We start from the raw sequence: 17,987 nt of genomic DNA on the forward strand, positions 1-17,987 counted from the left end.
TTCAGGATCGGTTCTGCTGGTCGCGTACCGCTGCCGCGCTCGCTTCGTCGCCGGACGACGCCAGGCCGTCGACGACGCCCGTGATGTCCGCCGGGGGCCGGTTCTGGCTGAGCTTGAACTTCGCCTCGACTCGGCGGATGCGTACCTCCACGCCGACGATCGCGCGCAGCTGACCGGCGAGGTACGCGGCCGGGGCGTCGTCCACGCTCCACGGCTGCTCACGGCCGGCTTCGTGCTTCGAGGTGAGTGCCCGGACGACCTCCTCGACCCAGGCCGGGTCGTCGTGCACGACGAGTTCGCCGTAGACGTGGGCGGTCACGTAGTTCCAGGTCGGGACCACGCGGCCGTGTTCGCGCTTGGACGCGTACCAGGACGGCGAGATGTACGCGTCCGGCCCGCGCACGATGACGAGGGCGTCGCCGCGGGCGGGCGTACGCCACTGGTCGTTGTTGCGGGCGAGATGGCCGCGCAGGGTGCCGGCGGTCTCGTCGTGGACGAACGGCAGGAACGTGGCCAGCAGGCCGTCGTCCGTCTGCGTCACCAGGTCGGCCGCGCCGTGGTGGCGCAGCAGGTCGGCGACGTCGGCATCGGTGGCGGCGAAATGCGCGGGCACGTACATGATCATGAGTTTAGTGCGGTCGCGAGGACCTCGTCGATCAGCCGCCGGGTCGGCAGCAGGCGCACGCCCTCCTCGATCTCGCGGTACGCCCAGTCCCGCCGGTCCGGCTCGCCGAGCAGGGCGTACTGGCTGCGCAGGAAGTTCAGGCGGGTCGCGATCAGCAGGGAGAAGTCGGCCCGGCCGGTGATCCGGGCCGGCCCGCCCGCCGCCGCGTACGCGCGCAGCAGAGCGCGGATCGCGGCGGCATCGACGGACGGGCCGTCGCAGAACCAGTCGAACAGGACGCGGGCCAGTTCGCGGGCCGGGTCGGCGGGGCCGAGGTCGTCCCAGTCGAGGACGACGAGGTCGCCCGCCGGATCGGCCTGCACGTTCTCCGGGTGCAGGTCGCGGTGGCAGACGCGCAGGCGGTCCGGCGCGGACGGCGCCACGATCGCCAGAAGCTCTGCGACCTCGCCGGGGTCCGGCGCGAACTCCGGCCGCGCGGCCGGCGCCGCAGCCATCAGGGCTGACACCTCGGGAGCGGTCTCGTACCAGGATGAAGGTCGGTCCGGGGTCGCCGGTGCGGCTCGGTGCAGCCGCGCCAGCAGCGCGCCGAGCGCCGCCGCGCACTGCGACGGCACCACCGGCCGCAGGTCGATCCAGGTGTAGAGGCGCAGCACCCGCCCGTCCGGGTCCGTGACCAGGTAGCGGCCCGTGCGATCGGGCAAAGGCAGGGCCACGCGTACGCCGAGAGCCGCCGCCCGGCCGACATACTCCACTTCGGACAGGACAGCCGCGTCCGTGGGCGGCTCGCCGAGGATCTCCTTGAGGGCGAAGCGTTCGCCGGCCACGTCGAGCCGCCAGATCCGGGCCGTCGCGCCGCGTGCCCCGGGTGTCGCGGCGACCTCGCCGGACCAGCCGAACATCGCCCGCAGGTACGCCGTGTCCACCGGTTCACGATCCCACGGAACCGGCCGTCGGGTGACGGCAAATCGGCGGCGGGAGCGGCTGTAACGTTGGCGCCCACCCGCGCGTGTAGTGCTCGACAGGGTTCCCGTCGAGAGGATGAGCGAAACGGTGACCGGGGACATATCGGAGCTGTACGCCGCGGCGGCCGGCGAGCTGACGCTGCAGCTGTACGCGTACACCGGGGATTTCGCGGCGGCGCAGGACGCGGTGCAGGAGGCGTTCTGCCGGGCCCTGCCGCGGTGGGAGCGGATCTCGCGCTACGACGATCCCGCCGCGTGGGTGCGGCGGGTGGCCTGGAACGTGGCGACCAGCCGGTGGCGGCGGCTGCGCACGGCCGCGGCGCATCTGGTGGTGCAGCGGCCGGCGACGGTGGCGGGGCCGGAGCCCGACCACGTCGCGCTGGTGGCCGCGCTGCGGCGACTGCCGGCCAACCACCGGCGGGCGGTGGTGCTGCACTACCTGGCCGGGCTGACGGCCGAGGAGATCGGGGCGCAGGACGGTGTCGCCCCCGCGACGGTACGCGTCTGGCTGCATCGCGGCCGGACCGCCATGGCCGCCCTGCTCATCGACGGTGCCGACACGGACGAGGGGAGTGCACACCATGTCTGAGCCCGAATTCGTGACACCTGAGGTGGACGCGGCGTTCGCGGCGTTCCGCCGGGAGATCCTGCCGCGGGTGCGGCCCGCCGGTCTCGACCCGGTCCGCCGGACCGTCCGCCGCCGCCGCAACGTACGCGTCGCCGGGATCGCGCTGCTGGCCGTCGTCGCGATCGGCGTACCGGCGGCGGCGCTGCGCGGAGGTGGCGGACCGGTGCGACCCGCGGCTTCGCCGTCCCCGGCGGTTTCCGGGACGCTGTCCGGGCTTCCCTCGACGGCGCCGGGCGCCTTGCCCACCTGCAATCTGTCCTTCATGGACGTCGAGACCGGCCAGGTCCAGGCGAACGCGAGCCAGCCGTTCGTGATCGTGAAGCTGACCAACGCCACGGACGAACCGTGCCTGCTGGCCGGCTACCCCCAGCTCAAGGACTTCCACGTGCGGCGGGACGGTCACGACGTCCCGAACGCGGAGGTGGTCGTCCAGCACGGATCCCTGTACGCCGTACCCGACCCGGGCGCGGGGACGCTGCGGATCCCGCCGGCCGGCACGGCGTCGTTCGCGGTCGGCACCGGAACGGCCTACACGGGACCGGTCTCGACGATCGCGACCGCCACGCTGACCTTCCACGGGGACAAGCGGATCACCCTGAACCTGCCCGCGAACGGGCCGGCCGGGCAACCGATCCCCGCGACGGTCACCGCGTACGCGCGCGGTTCCGACGCGGGACGCTGAAAGGCGTACGCCGTGGAACTTTCACCCGACGCCCCGGCCGGAGCCGCCCGGCAGCCGTTTGGGCTGCACCAGGCGCAGTTCGGCGGTCGCCTGCTGGAAGGCGCGTACGGCACCGGCCGGGTCGCCCGCCTCGGCGAGGACGTTGCCCAGCTCGGCCCAGGCGCGGGCGGCCTCCCGGTTCGCGTCGGCCCGCGACAGCAGGGCGGCGGCGTCCGCGAAGGCGGCGGTCGCGCCGTCGGCGTCGCCCTGCGAGGCCAGCGCGGCGCCCAGCGCGGTCCGCGCCCGGGCGCCCTGCATGGCGGCCTCGGGACCGGCCTCCACCAGCGACTGGCGGGCGGCGTCCGCCGCGGCGTCGGCGTCCCCGGCGAGCAGGTACGCCCGCGACAGGTCGACGAGGATCGTGCCGCGGTCGAAGCCGCGGCCGGAGTCGGTCAGCGAGTCGAGCGCCTCGCGCAGGGTTTCGCGGGCCTCCTGCGGCCGGGGCGGGTCCTGGCGCAGCAGCAGATGCCCGTACGCGCCGAGCAGCCGGGCCGCCGAGCGCCGGTCCGCGCCGTGCCGGAAGTACGCGAGCGCCTCCTCGGCGAGATCGAGGGCCTCCCGGTGGCGGCCGCGTTCGCTGGCGATCTGGCTGGCGTTCCACAGCACGGAGGCGCGGGCGCGGGCCGAGCCCAGCCGGGTCGCCCGGTCGAGCCCTTCGCGCAGCAGCCGCTCGGCCTGGTCGTGGTCGCCGAGCTCGAAATGGGCGGCGGCCACGGTGGCGAGCAGCTGGATGGCGCCGTCGGAGTCCCAGGCGCCCAGCCGGTCGAACTGGGCCATGGCGCCCCCGCCGACCTCCACGACCCGGTGCAGCTGGCCGAGTTCGAACAGGCAGCCGCACCAGCTCAGGACGACGCCGAGGGAGGCGAGGTAGGTCGGCGCGTCGATGGCCTCCTGCACCAGCTGCTCGTACGCCCGCGCCGCCTCCTCCAGCCGTCCGCGGGCCTCGAACGAGCGGGCGAGGCCGAGCCGCGCGTCCGAACGCAGCAGGGGATCGAGGTCGGTGGCGCGCAGGGCGACGGTGAAGTGCTCGATCGCCTCTTCGGGGCTGCCCGCTTCGAGGGCCAGCTGTCCGAAGCGGACGGACAAGGTGGACGGCCGGGTCGCCGCCGTCTCCACGTCGCCGCGCAGCTCCTCGACGGTGCACGACAGCCGGAGGGCGAGCTGGCGCAGCACCTCGGGCCCGGGCTGCCGGCGGCCCGACTCCAGCAGCGAGACGTAGCTCACCGAGAGGGTGTCACCGGCGAGTTCCCGCTGCGTGATGCCGCGCGCCTGGCGCAGGGCCCGCAGCCGCCGCGAGAACTCGAGGGGAGTCGATTGACTGGGTTCACTCAAGGGTGCTCTCCTGACTTACCGGGCAGTGTAGCCCGTTCACGACAGTCGGGAGTCGTCATGAGACCCACGCGCGTATTGCTCGCGGCCCTGCTCGCCGTCGCCCTGTCCGGTGCCGGAGCCGCGCTGTCCGGAGCCGTGCCGGGGGCCGGCCGGGCGGGCGCGGGGACCGGGTCCGCGACGGCCGACGTGGTGGCGCGGGCCGACGGCGTGTGGTGCTGCTGGCCGCCGAAGTAGGAACAGCGGGCAGAACGGCGGCTACGGCTGGTCGGCCCAGGCCTGCCAGGGGAGCAGGTCCCGCCAGCCGGGCTCGTCCGCCGCCCACGCCGTGAGCACCTGGGCGGCCCGCTCCGCCGTGGGTACGCCCGCGCGGAAGTGGCTGTCCGGACCGCCGGCGCGGTACTCGACCGCGTAGCTGCCGTCGTCGTTGCGGTAGATCTGCATGTAGAACTGCCACAGGCTGGGGCCGTCGTGGCGTTCCAGGATGAGGAACCGGTTCGCCTCGTCGAGGTCGCGCACGAGCGAGGCGAGCTTGTCGGGCTCGGGGTCGTCCCACGAGTCGCCGCTGGCCTCGGTGGCACGCAGGGTCGGCAGCCGCATCATGCGCAGACGATAACCGACGGGTCCGACAGCCGGCCGCGCGTACCGGGGCGGGACGGTTCCGACGTGAGTTGTTGACCTTGTTGCCTTAGGTGCTCATGAATTGACATCAACCTATGGAGGCCCTACCGTCCCCGTAAAGTTCCGGAAGTGTTCCGGTAATTTCGCGGGAGGCGATGCGCTCATGCCCTGGCACCGCAGGTTGCTGCGTGATCGCGTACTGGTGCTCGTGGCGGTGCCGGGCGTCCTGGTCCTGCTCGTCTTCCACTACCTGCCGTGGCTCGGCAACATCATCGCGTTCAAGGACTACCAGCCCTACCTGGGCATCAAGGACAGCCCATGGGTCGGCCTGGACAACTTCCACGTCCTCGTCGACGGCGACCCGGCGTTCCGCAACGCGCTCACCAACACCCTGCTCATCACGCTGCTGCAGGTCGTCGTGGTGTTCCCGGTCCCGATCGCGCTGGCGCTGCTGCTGGACAGCCTCGCCTCCGAACGGCTCAAGCGGCTCACGCAGAGCGTGCTCTACCTGCCGCACTTCCTGTCCTGGGTGATCGTCATCGCCGTCTTCCAGGAGATGTTCGGCAACGCCGGCCTGCTGAACACGGTGCTGCGCCAGCACGACCTGGCCACGCTGAGCATCGTGGGCAACCCCGACCTGTTCAAGGCGGTCGTCACCAGCCAGGTGCTGTGGAAGGACGCCGGCTGGGCGACGATCCTCTTCCTCGCCGCGTTGTCGAGAATCGATCCGGAACTTTACGAAGCATCGGCGGTCGACGGCGCCGGGCGGATGCGCCAGCTGTGGCACGTGACCCTGCCGGGGCTGCGCCCGCTGATCGTCCTGCTGCTGATCCTGCGCCTCGGCGACTCGCTCAGCGTCGGCTTCGAGCAGATCCTCCTGCAGCAGCCCGCGGTCGGCCAGCACGCCAGCGAAGTGCTCGACACCTACGTCTACAACAACGGCATCCTCGCCGCCGACTGGGGCTCCAGCGCGGCCGTCGGCCTGATCAAGGGACTGGTCGGGCTGGTCCTCGTGCTCGGCGCCAACTCGCTCGCCCACCGCCTCGGCGAGCAGGGGGTCTACCAGCGATGAGGTACGCCGTCCGGGCCGGCAAAGGCCTCATCCTGCTGCTGTGCTGCGCGGCCGTGGTGATCCCGTTCTTCGGCATCCTCGCGACCAGCCTCTCCGACCGGGCGCAGGTCACCGAGGCGGGCGGGTTCGTACTCTTCCCGAAGCGGGTCACGTTCGCGGCGTACCAGGCGATGCTGTCGGGCGGCGTGGTCACCCGGGCCGTGCTCGTCAGCCTCCTCATCACCGGCGCCGGTACGCTGCTCAGCCTCACCGCGACCGCGCTGCTCGCGTACGGGCTGAGCCGGCGGGGAACCTTCGGCCACCGGCCGCTGCTGATGATCGTGCTGTTCGCGCTGCTGTTCACCCCCGGGATCATCCCGAGCTACCTCGTCGTGAAGGACCTCGGCCTGCTGGAGAGCTACTGGTCGCTGATCCTGCCCGGAATGATCAACGCGTTCAACGTGATCGTCCTGCGGGCCTTCTTCATGGAACTGCCGAACGAGGTGCTCGACAGCGCCCGGGTCGACGGGGCCGGCGATTTCACCATCCTGTGGCGCATCGTGCTGCCGCTGTCGCGGGCCGCGCTCGCCGTCATCGGCCTGTTCTACGCGGTCGCGTACTGGAACTCGTTCTTCGCGGCCCTGCTCTACCTCAACGATTCGACCATGTGGCCGCTGCAGCTGGTGCTGCGCACGTACGTGGTCAACCCGAACCAGCTCGGCGTCGATCAAGTGGGAGTGTCCGGCGCCGAGCTGCCTCCTCAGGAGGCGATCCAGATGGCGATCCTCGTCCTGTCCATCCTGCCGATCCTGCTCGTCTATCCGTTCGTCCAGCGGCACTTCGCCAAGGGCGTCCTGATCGGCGCGGTGAAGGGATAGCGGGCGAGGGTCCCGCCCCGTCCAGATCCACACCCGTTCCAGGAGGGAAGCGATGACATACACGTTCGACCGGCGCCGGTTGCTCGGCGCCGCCCTGCTCACCGCCGGTGGGGCCGCCGCGCCCGGACTGCTCGCCGGCTGCTCCTCCGACACCCCGCCGGCCAACACCGCGGCCAAGAACAGCGAGGTGAAGCTGCCGGCCTACACGCCGTTCGCGGGGGCGCAAGCGGACCTGCCCGGCAACGCCGACGGGCTGCTGGACGCGTACACGAAGTATCCGGACCCGCCCGCCAAGCTGACCTCGGGCCCGCCCGGCAAGGGCGGCACCGTCTCGGCGTTCGTGCTCACCGGTTCGCCGATCCCGCCGGGAGTGGACGCGAACGCGTACTGGCAGGAACTGAACAAGCGGCTGGGCGTGGACCTGAAGCTGACGATCACGCCGAGCGGCGACATGGCGACGAAGTTCGCCGCCCTGGTGGCGGGCGACGACCTGCCGGACTTCATCGTGCCGGCGCTGTTCACGCCGACGGGCCTGGGCGCGGGCATCGGCAACCTGCCGCAGTGGCTGTCGGCGAAGTGCCAGGACCTGACCGAGTTCCTCTCCGGTGACGCGATCAAGGAGTGGCCGTTCCTGGCCAACATCCCCAGCGCCGCCTGGAAGACGTGTGTCTACAACGGAGGGATCTACGGCCTGCCGGTGCCCCGCGGCGTCGGCGGTACGCTGCTGTTCCGCCGCGACGACCTCGTCGCTCAGCTGGGCGTGCAGCCGGATCCGACGAGTTTCGCGGAGTTCCGCCAGTTCTGCGCCTCGGTCACCGATCCGAAGAAGAGCCGGTGGGCGGCGACGAGCGGCGGCCTGATGTCGTTCGTCCAGCAGATGGCCGGCGCGCCGAACAAGTGGCGGGTCGACGGCGGCAAGCTGACGTTCGTGGCCGAAACCGACGAGTTTCGGAAAGCGCTGTCCGACGTGGCCGCGATGGTCAAGGACGGCCTCGCCCACCCGGACAGCAACATCGCGAACGCGCCGGTCAAGAAGTGGTTCAACGCCGGGAACATCGTGCTCAACCCGGACCGCTACACCGCCTGGCCGCAGTACTACGCGGACAACATCGCGGGCGCCACGTTCAAGATCAGCGGCATGCGCCCGCCGAAGTACGACGGCGGCGGCTTCGCCGGCACCTGGCAGGCGGACCCGACGAACAACTTCACCGCGCTGAAGAAGGCCGACAAGGGCCGCATCCGGGACCTGCTGGCCATCGCGAACTGGATGGCGGCGCCGTTCGGCAGCGAGGAGTGGCTGTTCCGCCGGTTCGGCGTCGCCGGCACGCACTACAACATGGTCGACGGCAGCCCGGTGCAGACGCAGGCCGGCATCACGCAGACGGTACTCGGCATCCGGTACATCGTGGACGCCCCCGATGTGATCTTCGTGCCGGGCAACGCCGGCGCGACGAAGACGTCGTACGAGTACCAGAAGTCGATCATTCCGACGTCGGTCAAGGATCCCACCGTCGGGCTGTTCTCCGACACCTGGTCGCGCAAGCGGGCGGCGCTCGACACGATCGTCAACACGGCGCAGGGGGACGTGCTGGCCGGGCGTACGCCGATCTCCGCGTGGGACCAGACGATCGCGCAGTGGAAGTCGGCGGGCGGCGACCAGGTCCGCGCGGAATTCGAGAAGCAGCTGTCTTAATGGTGCGCAGCGACGCTGTCGCGGACGACGAGGTGGGTGGCGAGCTCGACGCGCGGGCTCTCCACCGCCTCGCCGGCCGCGAGCCGCAGCACGGTACGCGCCGCCACCATCCCCATCTCCGACAGCGGCTGGCGGACGGAGGTGAGCGGCGGCGAGGACCACTGGGCCTCGGGCAGGTCGTCGAAGCCGATCACGCTGACGTCCTCCGGTACGCGCAGCCGCCGGCGGCGGACGGCCTCGTAGACGCCGAAGGCCATCTGGTCGCTGGAGGCGAAGATCGCGGTGGGGCGGTCGGGCAGGTCGAGCAGGGCGGCGCCGGAGTCGAAGCCGGACTGGTGGTAGAAGTCGCCGGGCCGCACGAGTTCCTCGTCGAGGGAGACGCCGGCCGCCTCCAGTGCGGCCCGGTACCCGTCGAGGCGCGCTCGGCTGCACAGCAGCTGGCGGGGGCCGGCGATGAAGCCGATCCGGCGGTGGCCGAGTTTGATCAGGTGCTCGGTGGCGGCCAGGCCGCCGGCCCAGTTGGTGGCGCCGATGGTCGGCACGTCGGCCGAGGCGCCGCCGGCCGGGTCGACCACGACCACGGGCACGGACATGCTGCGCAGCTCGGCGGAGAACCGGCTGTCGAGCGCGGAGGTGACCAGGATGACGCCGTCGGAGGCGCGGGCGCGCAGGTTCTGCAGCCACTGGCGGACCGAGTCGGAGCGGCGGTGGATGGCCGACACGACGGTGCCGACCCCGGCGGCGTGGGTGACCTCCTCGACGCCGCGCAGGATCTCGACCGCCCAGGGACTGTCCAGGTCGTTGAACACGAGGTCGATGAGGGCCGCGGTGGTCCGCGACCGGGCGCCGCGGCGGCGGTAGCCGTGCAGGCGCAGCAGCTCCTCGACGCGCTGGCGGGTGGCGGGGGAGACGTCCATCCGTCCATTGAGGACACGCGAGACCGTGGGCACCGAAACGCCCGCCTCCCGCGCGATGGCGGTGATCGTCACCCGCCCGTCGTCCACCGTCACAGCAGAAACGATATCCTGCCGCCCGTCAAAATCAAGTTCAAGATCATTTTCGGGTCATCTTCAAGAGCATTTTGTCCCGGGTTCGTCGATCTCACCTCCGCTCCTCCCGCGGGAGACCGCTCCGGCCCCTCCGCTTCGCTCCAGGGCCTCCGCTGCCAGGTGGGTGGGGCGAAGCATCGCCCGCCGTCGCCGGGTCGCCGTCGCATGATCAGTGCGCTGGTCGGAGTCGCGTCCTGGGTGTCCCTGCACCCCTATGGCGACTGTGATCAGCGCGCTGATCATGAAGTGAACGGCGTACGGACATCGAGGTCCCGACAAACCGGGCAAGATGCAGCCCATCTGCATGATCGAGACGAAGAACCAGGCATACGGCTCTCCGCTGGCGGGTGTGGGTTGGCGAGGTCTACCAGTGGTGATCGTTTACGGGTGAGGTGTGAAAACGGCCGGCTAGTGCATGATCGTTTACGGTTCCGGGATGCGCATACGGCTCCTGGCTGCACCAGACGCGTAAACGATCATGCGGTGTGGACCGGAAATGACACCCCACCCGTAAATGATCAAGAACACGGCGGCTGCGGTTCACCTGCCGGAAGATCGTTCCCGCATCGCGGACATCGGACATCGGCGGAGCGGCTCGGATGTGATCCACAGCGGCCGGGATGTAGAAGTCTGGCCCTCGCCCAAGATCCAAGGCGCTCCAGATGTAGAAAACCGGCCTCTACCTACATCCCAGCCGCAATTGATCGAGGGAGTAGACCTGAAACTGCATCCCGCCCGCCGACGATCACCGGCTTCGCCGGCATCCGGGCCCGACGGATTCGGGTCTCGTTCACGATCGTGGGGCGCGGTACGCTCCTCGCGGCAAGCGCTTTCCAAGCAAGCTCTTTCCCCACCGAGTCCCGCACTTCCTGGAGGACTGCGTGATCAGTGTCGCTATCGTCGGTACGGGTGGAATCGCCCGGGCGCACGCAGAGGCGGTCGCCGCCTGGCCGGAACGCGCGCGGTTGACCGCCATCGCCGAGCCCGACGAGGACCGGCGGGCCGCGTTCGGTGATCTTCATGGCGTCGAGCACCGGTACGCGTCCCTCGACGACCTTCTCTCGGCGGGCGTACCGGACCTGATCTGCCTGTGTACGCCGCCCGGCACGCACCTCCCGCTTGCGACCACCGCCCTGGCGGCCGGGGCGACGGTGTTGTGCGAGAAGCCGCCGACGGTCACGCTGGCCGAGCTGGACTCGATCGTCGCCGCCGGTGGCGACCGGTTCGCCACCGTCTTCCAGCACCGGTTCGGCGGCGGCGCCGCCCAGCTGCGTACGCTGGCCGGGTCGGGGGTGCTCGGCGCGCCGATGACGGCCGTGTGCGACACGCTGTGGTTCCGGCCGGACGAGTACTTCGCCGTCCCGTGGCGGGGGAACTGGGACATCGAGGGCGGCGGCCCGACCCTCGGCCACGGCATCCACCAGATGGATCTCCTGCTGTCGGTCCTCGGCCCGTGGCAGGAGGTCGTCGCGGTCGCCGCCCGCCGGGACCGGCCGACCGCCACCGAGGACCTGTCCGCCGCGATCGTCACCTTCGCGTCCGGCGCGGTCGCCACCGTCGTCAACAGCCTGCTGTCCGCCCGCGAGGAGAGCTACCTGCGGTTCGACTACCGGCACGCGACCGTCGAGCTGCGCCACCTCTACGGGTACGGCGACGACAACTGGACGGTCACCGGCGCGCCCGGCCACGAGGACGTCGCCGAGGTGTGGAAAGCCGGGCGGCAGGGCGTCAACAGCGGCCACACCGCCCAGTTCGGTGCCGTCTTCACCGCCCTGGAGACCGGCGCGTCCGTCCCCGTCGCGGCCACCGAAGCCCGCGCCACCCTCGACCTGGTCACCTCGATCTACGCCTCGGCGTTCACGCGTACGCCGGTCGCGGCCGGGTCGATCGGTCCAGATTCGCCCTTCTACCACCGTCTCGATGGAACCGGAGCACCCTGGCAATGACCCTGAGTCTCGACACGCGGCCCGAGGAACTCGTCGTCCGGCACGGCGAGCAGGAACTCTTCCGCTACGTCTACGTCCCGCACGACGCGCAGCGCGAGTCGCCCCGGCCCTACTTCCACCCGATCCGCACCCTCACCGGCGACGTCGTCAGCCTCTACCGCCCGCACGACCACGTGTGGCACAAGGGCATCGCCCTCTCGCTGCCCAACGTGGGCGACGCGAACTTCTGGGGCGGCGTCACCTACGTCCGCGACCAGGGCTACGTGCAACTGCCCAACGACGGCGCCATGGTCCACACCGGCTTCGACGTGCTCGAGGCCGACGACGCGGGGGTACGCGTACAGGAGCGCCTGATCTGGGTCACGCAGCAGGGCGAGCACTGGTTCACCGAGATCCGCTCGATCGCGGTGACGGCCGACGAGGCGGCCGGCGCGTGGACCCTCGCGTTCGCGACGACCTTCCGCAACGTGTCCGGCGCCGAGGTCGTCATGGGCAGCCCGACGACGCAGGGCCGGGAGAACGCGGGCTACGGCGGCCTGTTCTGGCGGGGGCCGCGCTCGTTCACCGGCGGCCGCGTCTACGTCCCCGGTCAGCAGGGCGGCGACGATCTCATGGGCGTACGCGCGCCGTGGCTGGCCTTCGCCGGCGACCACGACGAGAAGACGGGATCGTCCACACTGGTCTTCGTCGAGGCGCCGGAGAACCCGGACACCCCGGCGAAGTGGTTCGTCCGCTCGACCCCGTTCGCGGCCGTGTGCCCGGCCCCGTTCTTCGACGTCGAGGTCCCCGTGGCCGACGGCGGATCGCTGTCGTACGCGTACGCGGTGGTGGTCGCGGACGGCGACGGCGGCCTGGCCGGTGCCGAGGCGCTGGCGAAGATCGGCGAGCAGGCCCTGATCCGGCCCGTGGAGCTGTGATGGACTGGTTCCCCGGCGGCACCGCCGTGTCGGTGGTCGCCGTCTACGACTGGCCGGCGGTCGACGGCCATCTCGGCGGCTCGCCGCACCTGCACACCGCGTCGGCCGAGGGCTACGTCGTGCTCGGCGGCTCGGGCACCCTGGAGACCCTGAGCTCCGCCGGGTACGCCGAGCGCCCGCTGGCCGAGGGCACGGTCCTGTGGTTCACCCCCGGAACCGTGCACCGGCTGGTCAACGGCGACGGCAAGCTGCGCATCCTGGTCGTCATGCAGAACGCCGGCCTGCCCGAGGCGGGGGACGCGGTGTTCACCTTCCCGCCCGAGATCCTCGCCGACGCGAGCGCGTACGCGGAGAAGAAGGTCATGGAGACGCGGGCCCGGCGCGACCTGGCGCTGGCCGGCTACCTGGAACTGCGCTCGGCCGTCCAGGAACGCGGCCCCGAAGCCCTCGACCCCCTGTACGCGGCCGCGGCCCGGCTGGTGGGCGACAGGACGGAAGAGTGGCGCAAGCTGTGGCGGGAGCGGGTGCTCGACCAGGCGCAGCGGACCGACGAGCAGCTGACCGCCCTGGCCGCGGGGAAGTACGACCACCTGCGACGGTCCACGGTGAACGACGCCCGGCCGGCGGAACCGCGCAACGGCATGTGCGGCCGCCTGTCCGTGTGGGAGTTCGGCCGCCCGACTCCCTAAACCGGCATCACGATCCGCATTCGTTGACGCATGTCCATTGATCAATGGACAGCCGGACGATGCCGAGCCCGGCCCCGCCGCCACTACCGTAGGCCACCAGTTGGTCACGGGGAGGCATCGGGCCGCCCCGTGCTGGACGAACGGAGGACGCGGTGACGCGTACCGCACGAGTCGTGCTCGCCCTGATGATGGCCTTCAGCATCGCCGGTACGGCGACGCCGGCCCTGGCATCGGAGCCGGACTGCCCCCTCGACGGCTGCGGTGGCGGCGAGCTCCCGCCCCCGCCCGGCGGCGGGGGCGGCCCGACCTACGTCCTGCAGGGCGTCATCCAGAAGATCGACGAGGCGCACGAGGGCGCCTGGCCGAGCCGGCTCGGCACCATCCAGATCCGCGGCTACTCCCGGCTGGCCAACGCGAACAACGACCGTATCGACGCCGACTACATCAACGTACGGTGCTACGCGAACGTGCTCGCCTACTCCACGACCGACTACGACTCCGAGAACAACGGCGCGCTCGTCGACGTCCACTTCTGGTCGCCGAAGGTACCCACCTCGGGCGTACCCGCCGCGTCCCGGACGGTCACCGTCACGTGCAGTCACCACGCCGAGAAGAACGGCGTCAGCTACGACACCACGAGCAGCGCCCAGTTCGTGATCGCCGAATGACCGCGGTCGTGGCCCCGCCCACCGTCGCCGACGCGGATCGGGGCCACGACCGGTCACCGTACGTGTGATCGCGGATCCCCCAGAAGCGGCTCGGTGCGCAGACGACGGCAGGGCCGCCCGGTGCCCCGGACGGCCCTGCCGGTTGTAGCCCCGTTATCAGTCGGCCAGGGCGACGATCGCCTGCGCCCACTTGAAGTGCTTCTGCTTCGCCAGGTCACGGATGGTCTTGATGCCGAAGGCCTTGTCGAGGAACTCGGCGTCCTCCTTGGTCAGTCCCTCGAGGGCGGTGACCGGGGCCTCCGCGAGCTCCTGGGCCGACTTGCCCTCCCACTGCTTCATCAGCTTCTTCTCGAGTCCCAGCATGGGAGTCTCCTGTTCGTCGTCGAACCGGGCCGCGCGGGGTCGCGGCGGCACACCGGCGCATCCTAGAGCGGTCAGGTGACGGCCGGGCAGCCTGCTGACCAACAGCCGACAGAACCCCCGGCGACAGAATCCCAGGTCATATCCAAGATCGCGCATTCCTCACGGGGTCGCCGCGGCCAGCGTGAAGGAGGCCGAGGCGCCGGGGCCGAACCGGCAGCCCGCGCAGGACGCGGCGTGCGGCGTCAGCCGGATCGTCCCCGTACGCACGGTCGGCGGCACCGCGAACGCGATGAGCGTCCCGGAGCCGCCCGTCGTGCCGAACTCGTACAGCGGCAGGGCCCGCGCCTGCGCCGGGTACGCGTGCCCGCCCGCGACCAGGGTGAAGCTGCGCCGTGCGTCCAGAGTGGAGTCCGTGACGTGGCCGGAGTACCGCTGAAGACTCGTGTCGAGGACGGCGAACGCCTGCCCGGCCGGTGCCCAGCCGTCCTTCGGCGTCCACGGGACCAGCCGGAGCGGCCCGTGCAGGACGAGGTTGCCGCCGCCGCCGACCGAGCGCAGTTCGATCTCGTCACCCGCGAACGGGTGGTAGAACAGGTCGACCGCGTCCGCCGCCCGCTGGCCGGTACGCAGGTCGAGGGTCTGCGTACGGCCCTGGTCGGTGACGGCCAGCGCGATCGGGGCGCCCTTCGGGACGACCGCGACGAGCGTGCGCTCCGGGTCGGGGGCCGCCCCGTCGAGAGGGCGCGGGTGACCGTCGACGAGCAGGTTCGCGGTGGCGCCCGGGAAGTCGGCCGGAATGTTGAGGGTGCCGGGCTGCCGTTCGGCCACGTGGGCCAGGAAGATCTCCTGTCCCGCCGGGGCGGCCACCGGGCGCGGGAAGCCCAGCCGGGTGGCGTCGTCCACCGTCAGGCGGTCGGTGGTCGCCGTCCAGTCGTAGCGGGTCGCGTACGTGGGGCCGATCAGGAGCGCCTGGGCGGGATCGAAGGCCCGGCGCACGCCCGCGACCGGACCGTCGGCCGCCGGCTCGCCGCCGATCACCTTGGCGTACGCGGCGTCGAGCAGGTCGCCCGGCGGCGACGGCGGCCCGGCCGGCCCCGGATTCTGCGTACCGCACGCCATGAGCAGCAGCACCGTCAACCCGGCAGCCGTCAACCCGGCGTACCTGCGCATCGTCATCCCCCGAATGTGTCGCTTGTGGACGTCGGGGATCGTACCCAGGATTCGCCCTACACGGTGGGCCGCTCCCGTTTGGGCAGCTTCGCGACGATGGCCGCGTACGAGTCGTCGATCGCCTCGCGGATCTCGGCGTCCGGGATCGCCCCGCCGGTGCGCAGCGTGTTCCACCCCGACCGCCCGATGTACGCCATCACGGCCGCGTCGTCCGGATAGCGCAGCACCCATTCGTCGGCGATCTCGCGGCTCGGGCCGCACTTGAGGCCGACCGAGGCGTGGGCGGCGTCCCGGCCGCCGAGGAACGCGAAGATCTTGCCCGACGTGCCCACCTTGACGACGAAGTCGCCCTCCCAGGGCTGATCCTCCCAGGCGCCCGGCTTGCCGAGGCAGTACTTGCGCAGCGCGGCCCACTTCATACGACGACCCCCTTCCGCACCGATGATCGCAGAAGCCGTGGACGAGGGCCGGGACGCGTCGGGCATACTCGCTGGGTGATCTCCGCCGACGCGCCCGCCGACCTGCTCTTCCGCGGTGGTCCGGTGTTCTCGGCCGGCACCGTGATCCCGGCCGGCGCCGTCGCGGTCTCGGGCGGCCGGATCGCCGCGCTCGGACCGGCCGCCGAGGCGCTGGCCGGCACGCGTACGGAGGTCGTGGAACTGGCCGGCCGGCTGCTGCTGCCCGGCTTCGTCGACGCGCACGTGCACCCGGGCAGCGCCGGGCTGGAACGGCTGCGCTGCGACCTGTCCGCGTACCGGACCAGGGCGGCGTACCTCGACGCGATCGGCGCGTACGCGGCCGAGCACCCCGGCCGGGAGTGGATCCTCGGCGGCGGCTGGGCGATGGACCAGTTCCCGGGCGGTACGCCGCGCCGCGAGGACCTCGACGCGATCGTGGCGGACCGGCCGGTGTTCCTGCCGAACCGGGACCACCACGCGGTCTGGGTGAACTCCGAGGCGCTGCGCCGGGCCGGCATCGACGCGCGTACGCCCGACCCGGCCGACGGGCGGATCGAACGCGACCCCGACGGGCGGCCGACCGGCACGCTGCACGAGGGCGCCGCCGCGCTGGTCGGCCGGCTCGTCGGCGAACCCACGCCGGCCGAACTGCTCGACGGGCTGCGGGAGGGGCAGCGCGTACTGCATTCGTTCGGGATCACCGCGTGGCAGGACGCCATCGTCGGCGCGTACGACAGCCTGCCGGACGTCTTCGACACCTACCGCGAGCTGGAGGACCGGGGCGAGCTGACCGGGCGCGTGGTGGGCGCGCTGTGGTGGGAGCGCGAGCGGGGGCTCGACCAGCTGCCGTTCCTGCTGGAACGGCGGCGGGCGACCGAGGGGCGGCGGTTCCGGGCGACGGCCGTGAAGATGATGCTCGACGGCGTCTGCGAGACGTTCACCGCGAGCATGCACGAGCCCTACGTCGGCCACGGCGGCCAGGGCCTGGACTTCATCGACCCCGGCGAGCTCGCCGGATACGTGACCGCGCTCGACGCCGCCGGCTTCCAGGTGCACTTCCACGCCATCGGCGACCGGGCCGTCAGCCACGCGCTCGACGCGGTCGCCGCGGCCCGCTCCGCGAACAACTCCATGCTGCGCCACCACATCGCGCACGTCCAGGTCGTGCGCCCCGAAGATCTGCCCCGCTTCCGTACGCTCGGCGTCGCGGCGACCGTCCAGGCGCTCTGGGCCTGCCACGAACCGCAGATGACGGAGCTGACCCTGCCCGTCCTCACCGCGGAGCGCGCGGGCTGGCAGTACCCCTTCGGTTCGTTCGCCCGGTCCGGCGTACGCCTGGCGTTCGGCAGCGACTGGCCGGTGTCCTCGCCCGACCCGCTGCAGGCGGTCCACGTGGCCGTGCACCGGACCGTCCCGCCGAGCGGGGACACCGGGGATCCGGTGCAGCGCCGGCCGTTCCTGCCCGAGCAGCGGCTGGACCTGGCGACCGCGCTGACCGGCTACACCCAGGGATCCGCCTGGGTCAACGGGATGGACGCGAGCGCCGGCGAGATCGCGGTCGGCCGGCCCGCCGACCTCGTCCTGCTCGACCGGGACGTCTTCAGCGCACCGGTCGCCGCCGCGGCCGTGGAGCGTACGCTCGCCGCCGGCCAGACCGTCTACTCACGACAGTGAATTCGGGGATACTCATGGAAACGTTGCTGTTCCGCACCGCCACCGCCGAGGACGTGCCCGCCGTCGTACGCCTCGTCGAATCGGCGTACCGGGGCGACGCCAGCCGGGCGGGCTGGACCACCGAGGCCGACATCCTCGACGGCCAGCGTACCGACGCCGCGGCGGTCGCCGCCCTGATCGACGATCCGCTGGCCCGGCTGCTGCTCGCCGTCCGCGACGCCGAGATCGTCGCCTGCTGCCACCTCGAAGACCGGGGCGAGTACGCGTACTTCGGGATGTTCGCGGTACGCCCCACCGAGCAGGGCGGCGGGCTCGGCCGGGCGGTGATGGCCGAGGCCGAGCGCTTCGCCCGCGACGAGTGGCACGTGGCCCGGATGCACATGACCGTCATCTCCGTACGCGACGAACTCATCGCCTGGTACGAGCGGCGCGGGTACCGGCGTACGGGGGAGATGTCGCCGTTCCCGTACGGCGACGAGCGGTTCGGCGTGCCCCGCCGCGACGACCTGCGCTTCGAACTCCTCGTGAAGGACCTGTAGTCGCTT

The 17,987-nt window shown here is 71.7% G+C and carries 20 protein-coding genes; 12 read left to right on the forward strand and 8 right to left on the reverse strand.

Annotation, left to right across the window (positions count from 1 at the left end; translation table 11 throughout):
• Position 1: 1 nt before the first annotated feature.
• Entirely contained in the window at positions 2-619 is a 618-nt protein-coding gene (locus G401_RS0115805) for an FMN-binding negative transcriptional regulator (RefSeq protein ID WP_027343266.1), read from the reverse strand.
• Between the two features lie 2 nt (positions 620-621).
• Positions 622-1,548, reverse strand: coding sequence for a phosphotransferase (locus tag G401_RS0115810; protein WP_027343267.1), 927 nt, complete (start codon positions 1,546-1,548; stop codon positions 622-624).
• Between the two features lie 115 nt (positions 1,549-1,663).
• On the opposite strand from G401_RS0115810, the gene G401_RS46020 reads away from it, so the two are divergent.
• A complete protein-coding gene (locus tag G401_RS46020; RefSeq protein ID WP_034591748.1) occupies positions 1,664-2,176 on the forward strand; it encodes a sigma-70 family RNA polymerase sigma factor in 513 nt (170 codons plus the stop codon).
• Positions 2,169-2,897, forward strand: a complete 729-nt coding sequence (locus G401_RS0115820) for a DUF4232 domain-containing protein (RefSeq protein WP_084557239.1) — start codon at positions 2,169-2,171, stop codon at positions 2,895-2,897. Before G401_RS46020 ends, G401_RS0115820 begins: the two co-directional genes overlap by 8 nt.
• 21 nt (positions 2,898-2,918) lie before the next feature.
• Here G401_RS0115820 and G401_RS0115825 read toward each other — a convergent pair whose 3' ends face one another.
• Complete coding sequence (locus G401_RS0115825) at positions 2,919-4,268, reverse strand: tetratricopeptide repeat protein (RefSeq protein WP_027343269.1); 1,350 nt, start codon at positions 4,266-4,268, stop codon at positions 2,919-2,921.
• A 57-nt stretch (positions 4,269-4,325) separates the two neighbouring features.
• Between G401_RS0115825 and G401_RS55855 the strand changes: the two genes are divergently transcribed.
• Positions 4,326-4,502 carry a hypothetical protein gene (locus tag G401_RS55855; protein WP_157545763.1) on the forward strand — a complete coding sequence of 59 codons (177 nt, stop codon included), beginning with the start codon at positions 4,326-4,328 and terminating at the stop codon, positions 4,500-4,502.
• A 21-nt stretch (positions 4,503-4,523) separates the two neighbouring features.
• Here G401_RS55855 and G401_RS0115835 read toward each other — a convergent pair whose 3' ends face one another.
• Positions 4,524-4,868, reverse strand: a complete 345-nt coding sequence (locus G401_RS0115835; protein ID WP_051366709.1) for a hypothetical protein — start codon at positions 4,866-4,868, stop codon at positions 4,524-4,526.
• A gap of 181 nt (positions 4,869-5,049) precedes the next feature.
• Here G401_RS0115835 and G401_RS54745 point away from each other — a divergent pair, with 181 nt between their 5' ends.
• From G401_RS54745 to G401_RS0115850, 3 genes are read left to right on the forward strand one after another with little or no spacing between them, the layout of a single operon-like run.
• The gene (locus tag G401_RS54745) at positions 5,050-5,958 is read left to right on the forward strand and encodes an ABC transporter permease subunit (protein ID WP_084557241.1); all 909 of its coding nucleotides are present in this window, start codon (positions 5,050-5,052) and stop codon (positions 5,956-5,958) included.
• Positions 5,955-6,815 (forward strand): carbohydrate ABC transporter permease, encoded by an 861-nt coding sequence (locus G401_RS0115845; protein WP_027343272.1) that lies wholly within the window; start codon positions 5,955-5,957, stop codon positions 6,813-6,815. The genes G401_RS54745 and G401_RS0115845 overlap by 4 nt, the downstream gene beginning before the upstream one ends.
• 52 nt (positions 6,816-6,867) lie before the next feature.
• On the forward strand, positions 6,868-8,508 hold the full coding sequence (locus G401_RS0115850; protein ID WP_027343273.1) for a type 2 periplasmic-binding domain-containing protein: 1,641 nt from the start codon (positions 6,868-6,870) through the stop codon (positions 8,506-8,508).
• On the opposite strand, the gene G401_RS0115855 is transcribed toward G401_RS0115850, so the two are convergent.
• Complete coding sequence (locus tag G401_RS0115855; protein ID WP_027343274.1) at positions 8,505-9,518, reverse strand: LacI family DNA-binding transcriptional regulator; 1,014 nt, start codon at positions 9,516-9,518, stop codon at positions 8,505-8,507. The genes G401_RS0115850 and G401_RS0115855 overlap by 4 nt on opposite strands.
• Positions 9,519-10,438: 920 nt before the next feature.
• On the opposite strand from G401_RS0115855, the gene G401_RS0115860 reads away from it, so the two are divergent.
• The 4 genes from G401_RS0115860 (at position 10,439) to G401_RS0115875 (ending at position 13,777) form a co-directional block, all read left to right on the forward strand.
• Positions 10,439-11,503 carry a Gfo/Idh/MocA family protein gene (locus G401_RS0115860; protein ID WP_051366710.1) on the forward strand — a complete coding sequence of 355 codons (1,065 nt, stop codon included), beginning with the start codon at positions 10,439-10,441 and terminating at the stop codon, positions 11,501-11,503.
• Positions 11,500-12,420 (forward strand): DUF6807 domain-containing protein, encoded by a 921-nt coding sequence (locus tag G401_RS0115865; protein WP_027343276.1) that lies wholly within the window; start codon positions 11,500-11,502, stop codon positions 12,418-12,420. Before G401_RS0115860 ends, G401_RS0115865 begins: the two co-directional genes overlap by 4 nt.
• Positions 12,420-13,109, forward strand: coding sequence for a cupin domain-containing protein (locus G401_RS0115870; RefSeq protein ID WP_027343277.1), 690 nt, complete (start codon positions 12,420-12,422; stop codon positions 13,107-13,109). Before G401_RS0115865 ends, G401_RS0115870 begins: the two co-directional genes overlap by 1 nt.
• A gap of 152 nt (positions 13,110-13,261) precedes the next feature.
• Positions 13,262-13,777, forward strand: coding sequence for a hypothetical protein (locus tag G401_RS0115875; protein ID WP_027343278.1), 516 nt, complete (start codon positions 13,262-13,264; stop codon positions 13,775-13,777).
• Positions 13,778-13,933: 156 nt separating this feature from the next.
• Here the strand turns inward: G401_RS0115875 and G401_RS0115880 are convergent, their stop codons facing one another.
• The 3 genes from G401_RS0115880 to G401_RS0115890 form a co-directional block, all read right to left on the reverse strand.
• Positions 13,934-14,191, reverse strand: coding sequence for a hypothetical protein (locus G401_RS0115880; RefSeq protein WP_245601731.1), 258 nt, complete (start codon positions 14,189-14,191; stop codon positions 13,934-13,936).
• 108 nt (positions 14,192-14,299) lie between these two features.
• Positions 14,300-15,316, reverse strand: coding sequence for a hypothetical protein (locus G401_RS0115885; protein WP_157545765.1), 1,017 nt, complete (start codon positions 15,314-15,316; stop codon positions 14,300-14,302).
• A 50-nt stretch (positions 15,317-15,366) separates the two neighbouring features.
• Positions 15,367-15,729 carry an MmcQ/YjbR family DNA-binding protein gene (locus G401_RS0115890; RefSeq protein ID WP_027343281.1) on the reverse strand — a complete coding sequence of 121 codons (363 nt, stop codon included), beginning with the start codon at positions 15,727-15,729 and terminating at the stop codon, positions 15,367-15,369.
• Positions 15,730-15,804: 75 nt separating this feature from the next.
• Here G401_RS0115890 and G401_RS0115895 point away from each other — a divergent pair, with 75 nt between their 5' ends.
• Positions 15,805-17,442, forward strand: a complete 1,638-nt coding sequence (locus G401_RS0115895; RefSeq protein WP_027343282.1) for an amidohydrolase — start codon at positions 15,805-15,807, stop codon at positions 17,440-17,442.
• Between the two features lie 14 nt (positions 17,443-17,456).
• Positions 17,457-17,981, forward strand: a complete 525-nt coding sequence (locus G401_RS0115900) for a GNAT family N-acetyltransferase (protein WP_027343283.1) — start codon at positions 17,457-17,459, stop codon at positions 17,979-17,981.
• Positions 17,982-17,987: the final 6 nt, after the last annotated feature.

Origin of the sequence: Hamadaea tsunoensis DSM 44101 (genome assembly GCF_000428945.1) — a bacterium.
In the GTDB taxonomy this organism is placed as follows: domain Bacteria; phylum Actinomycetota; class Actinomycetes; order Mycobacteriales; family Micromonosporaceae; genus Hamadaea; species Hamadaea tsunoensis.